Source organism: Mesorhizobium sp. M7A.F.Ca.US.006.04.2.1 (assembly GCF_004022915.1).
Classification (GTDB): Bacteria; Pseudomonadota; Alphaproteobacteria; order Rhizobiales; family Rhizobiaceae; genus Mesorhizobium; species Mesorhizobium ciceri.
Map to the genome: position 1 here is coordinate 1 of NZ_RZQA01000676.1, position 3,641 is coordinate 3,641.

The following is a 3,641-nucleotide window of genomic DNA, read 5'->3' on the forward strand; positions in this document are numbered from 1 at the left end:
GCGTTACTCCGAAGCGTCGCTGATCAAGAAGCTGGAAGAGCTCGGCATCGGCCGGCCTTCTACCTATACGGCGATCCTGAAGACGCTCGAGGACCGCGACTATGTCACCATCGACAAGCGCCGGCTGGTGCCGCAGGCCAAGGGCCGGCTGCTGTCGGCTTTCCTCGAAAGCTTCTTCAAGCGCTATGTCGAGTACGACTTCACCGCGTCCCTCGAGGAAAAGCTCGACGAGATTTCGGACGGCAAGCTCGCCTGGAAGGACGTGCTGCGCGATTTCTGGAAGGATTTTTCCGGCGCCGTCGCCGACATCAAGGAACTGCGCGTCACCGACGTGCTGGATGCGCTGAATGAAGAGCTGGCGCCGCTGGTGTTCCCCGCGCGCGAGGACGGTTCGAACCCACGCATCTGTCCGAAATGCGGCACCGGCAATCTGTCGCTGAAGCTCGGCAAGTTCGGCGCCTTCGTCGGCTGCTCCAACTATCCCGAATGCTCCTTCACCCGCCAGCTCGGCGATGCCGCCAACCCCAATGGTGAGAATGGCGGCGGCGAAGACGGCACCAAGGTTATCGGCAAGGATCCCTATACGTCAGAGGAAATCACGCTGCGCAGCGGCCGCTTCGGCCCCTATCTGCAACGCGGCGACGGCAAGGAAGCCAAGCGCTCCAGCCTGCCCAAGGGCTGGACGGCAGAGTCGATCGACCACGAAAAGGCGCTGGCGCTGCTGTCATTGCCGCGCGATGTCGGCCAGCATCCGGAAACGGCCAAGATGATCTCGGCCGGGCTCGGCCGTTACGGTCCGTTCGTGCTGCATGACGGCACCTATGCCAATCTCGAAAGCATCGAGGACGTGTTCTCGATCGGCCTCAACCGCGCCGTGTCGGTGATCGCCGAGAAGCAGCTGAAGGGCAAGGGTGGCCGCAATGGCGGCACGGCCGCTGCGCTCAAGGAGCTCGGCGACCACCCCGATGGCGGCGGCAAGATCGTCGTGCGCGACGGCAAATACGGGCCTTACGTGAATTTCGGCAAGGTCAATGCTACGCTGCCCAAGGGCAAGGATCCCCAGTCGGTGACGATGGAGGATGCGCTGGCGCTGATTGCCGAGAAGGAAGCCAAGGGCGGCGGCGGCAAAAAGCCGTTCCGCAAGGCGGCCGCGGCCAAAGCTCCGGCAACCAAGAAAGTAGCCGCCAAGAAGCCGGCTGCGAAGAAGCCGGCCGCGAAGAAAAAAGGGTAGGACAGCGTGGCGCGCAAGATCACCGGCAGAACCCACGGCGATCCGCGCACCGCCGACACCAGGGCCAAGGTCAAGGACGACTATCGGCCGTCGCGTGACGAAATCCTGCGCTACATTGCCGAAAATCCTGATCGCGCCGGCAAGCGCGACATCGCCAAGGCGTTCGCGCTGCGCGGCGACGACCGCATCTGGCTGAAGGATATTTTGCGCGACCTGCAGGACGAAGGCGTCCTCACCAAGGAGCGCAAGGGGCTGGCCCGCGTCGGTGCCCTGCCCCATGTCACGGTCCTCGATATTTTCGACCGCGATGCCGATGGCGTGCTCTTGGCGCGCCCAACCGAACACACAGCCAATGGGCCGCCGCCGATCGTTTCCATCCGCCTGTCGCGCAGTGGCAGTGGACCGGCGCCCGGCATTGGCGACCGCGTGCTGGCCAAGACCTTTCCGGCCGACGACACGAACGTCGCCCTGGGCGGCCCCGCCTACACCGGGCGGGTGGTGAAGATTTTCGAAAAACGTACCGATGCCGTGCTCGGTATCTTTCGCATCCTGCAGGACGGCACCTTCCGCATCGAACCGGTGGAACGGCGCCAGCCCGAACTGATCGTCGACAAGGAATTCCAGAACGGCGCCAAGAATGGCGACCTGGTCGAGGTCGAGCCGGCGCGAGCCTCCCGTTTCGGCTTGCCGAGAGCCAAGGTGCTCAACGTGCTGGGCTCTCTAACCAGCGAAAAGGCGGTCTCTATGATCGCCATCCATGCGCACGACATTCCGCATATCTTCCCGGCCGACGTCATCGCAGAATCCGAAGCCGTCAAACCGGCGACGCTTGACCATCGCGAGGATTGGCGCGACCTGCCGCTGGTCACCATCGATCCGGCCGACGCCAAGGACCATGACGACGCCGTCTTCGCCACGCCGGATCTCGACGAGAAGAACCCCGGCGGCGTGGTTGCCACCGTGGCGATCGCCGACGTCGCCGCCTATGTGCGCTATGGCACTGCACTCGACCGCGAAGCGCTGAAGCGCGGCAACTCGGTCTATTTCCCGGATCGTGTCGTGCCGATGCTGCCCGAGCGCATCTCCAACGATCTCTGCTCGCTGCGCGAGGGCCAGGACCGGCCGGCATTGGCGGTGCGCATGATCTTTTCGGCCGAGGGCCGCAAGCTCAGGCACACCTTCCATCGCGTCATGATGAAGTCGGCGGCAAAGCTCGCCTACCAACAGGCTCAGGCGGCGATCGACGGCGCGCCGGACGACAAGACAGGCCCGATCCTCGAAACCGTGCTGAAGCCACTGTGGGACGCCTATGCGATCCTGAAGCGCGGCCGCGATGGCCGCCAGCCGCTCGAACTCGATCTGCCGGAGCGCAAGATCGTACTCAAGCCGGACGGCACCGTCGACCGCGTCATCGTGCCGGAGCGGCTCGATGCCCACAAGCTCATCGAAGAATTCATGATCCAGGCCAATGTCGCCGCGGCCGAGACGCTGGAGGCGAAGAAGCAGGAGCTGGTCTATCGCGTCCACGACGCGCCGTCGCTCGCCAAGCAGGAATCGCTGCGCGAGTTCCTGCAGACATTGGGCCTGTCACTGGCGCGCGGCGCGCAGATGCAGCCAAGCCAGTTCAACGGCATTTTGGAGCGCGTGCGCGGCGCCGACAATGAAGGCCTTGTCAACGAAGTGGTGCTGCGCTCGCAGAGCCAGGCCGAATACTCGCCAAAAAACATCGGCCATTTCGGTCTCAACCTCCGCCGCTACGCCCATTTCACCTCGCCGATCCGCCGCTATGCCGATTTGATCGTGCATCGCGGACTTATTGCCGCACTCGGACTGGGTCCGGGTGGGCTGACGCAGGACGAAGCGGCACGGCTCGAAGATGTCGCGGTGCTGATCTCCGGCACGGAACGCCGCGCAATGGCGGCCGAGCGGGACACGGTCGACCGTCTGATCGCCGCCTATCTCGCCGAACGCGTCGATGACCGCTTCGATGCCCGCATCTCCGGCGTCACCAAATCAGGACTATTTGTCCAATTGCCGCAGTATGGCGCGGATGGTTTCATCCCGGTGTCAACTCTGGGCGGCGATTACTATATATACGATGAAACGGCTCGCTCCCTGTTCGGAGAACGCTCTGACAAAGGCTACCAACTCGCGGACCGCGTCGAGGTCCGGCTTATCGAGGTGGCGCCGATGGCCGGCGCAATGCGCTTCGAGATGTTGACCGACCCAAAGCCTCTGCCGGGCTCCAAGCGGTCGTTTCACAAGGCCAAGGGCCGCGCCCGCGCGTCGCAATCGCGACCGGGTTCGCGCGGCAGGAGACGATGATGACAACAGCCATGGAAGAACAGGTTTTCGGCGGAGAACATCACTCGGGCCGGGCCGCACGCCCGCTGTGGACGGCGATGAAGCG

Annotated in this window: 2 protein-coding genes; both read left to right on the forward strand. The window is 64.0% G+C overall.

Annotated elements, in window-relative coordinates; genetic code table 11:
* Positions 1-1,231: topoisomerase C-terminal repeat-containing protein (locus tag EN925_RS27880; protein WP_206632975.1), on the forward strand; the 1,231-nt coding region annotated here is incomplete at its 5' end.
* A gap of 6 nt (positions 1,232-1,237) precedes the next feature.
* The gene (gene rnr / locus EN925_RS27885; RefSeq protein WP_127385622.1) at positions 1,238-3,556 is read left to right on the forward strand and encodes a ribonuclease R; all 2,319 of its coding nucleotides are present in this window, start codon (positions 1,238-1,240) and stop codon (positions 3,554-3,556) included.
* Positions 3,557-3,641: the final 85 nt, after the last annotated feature.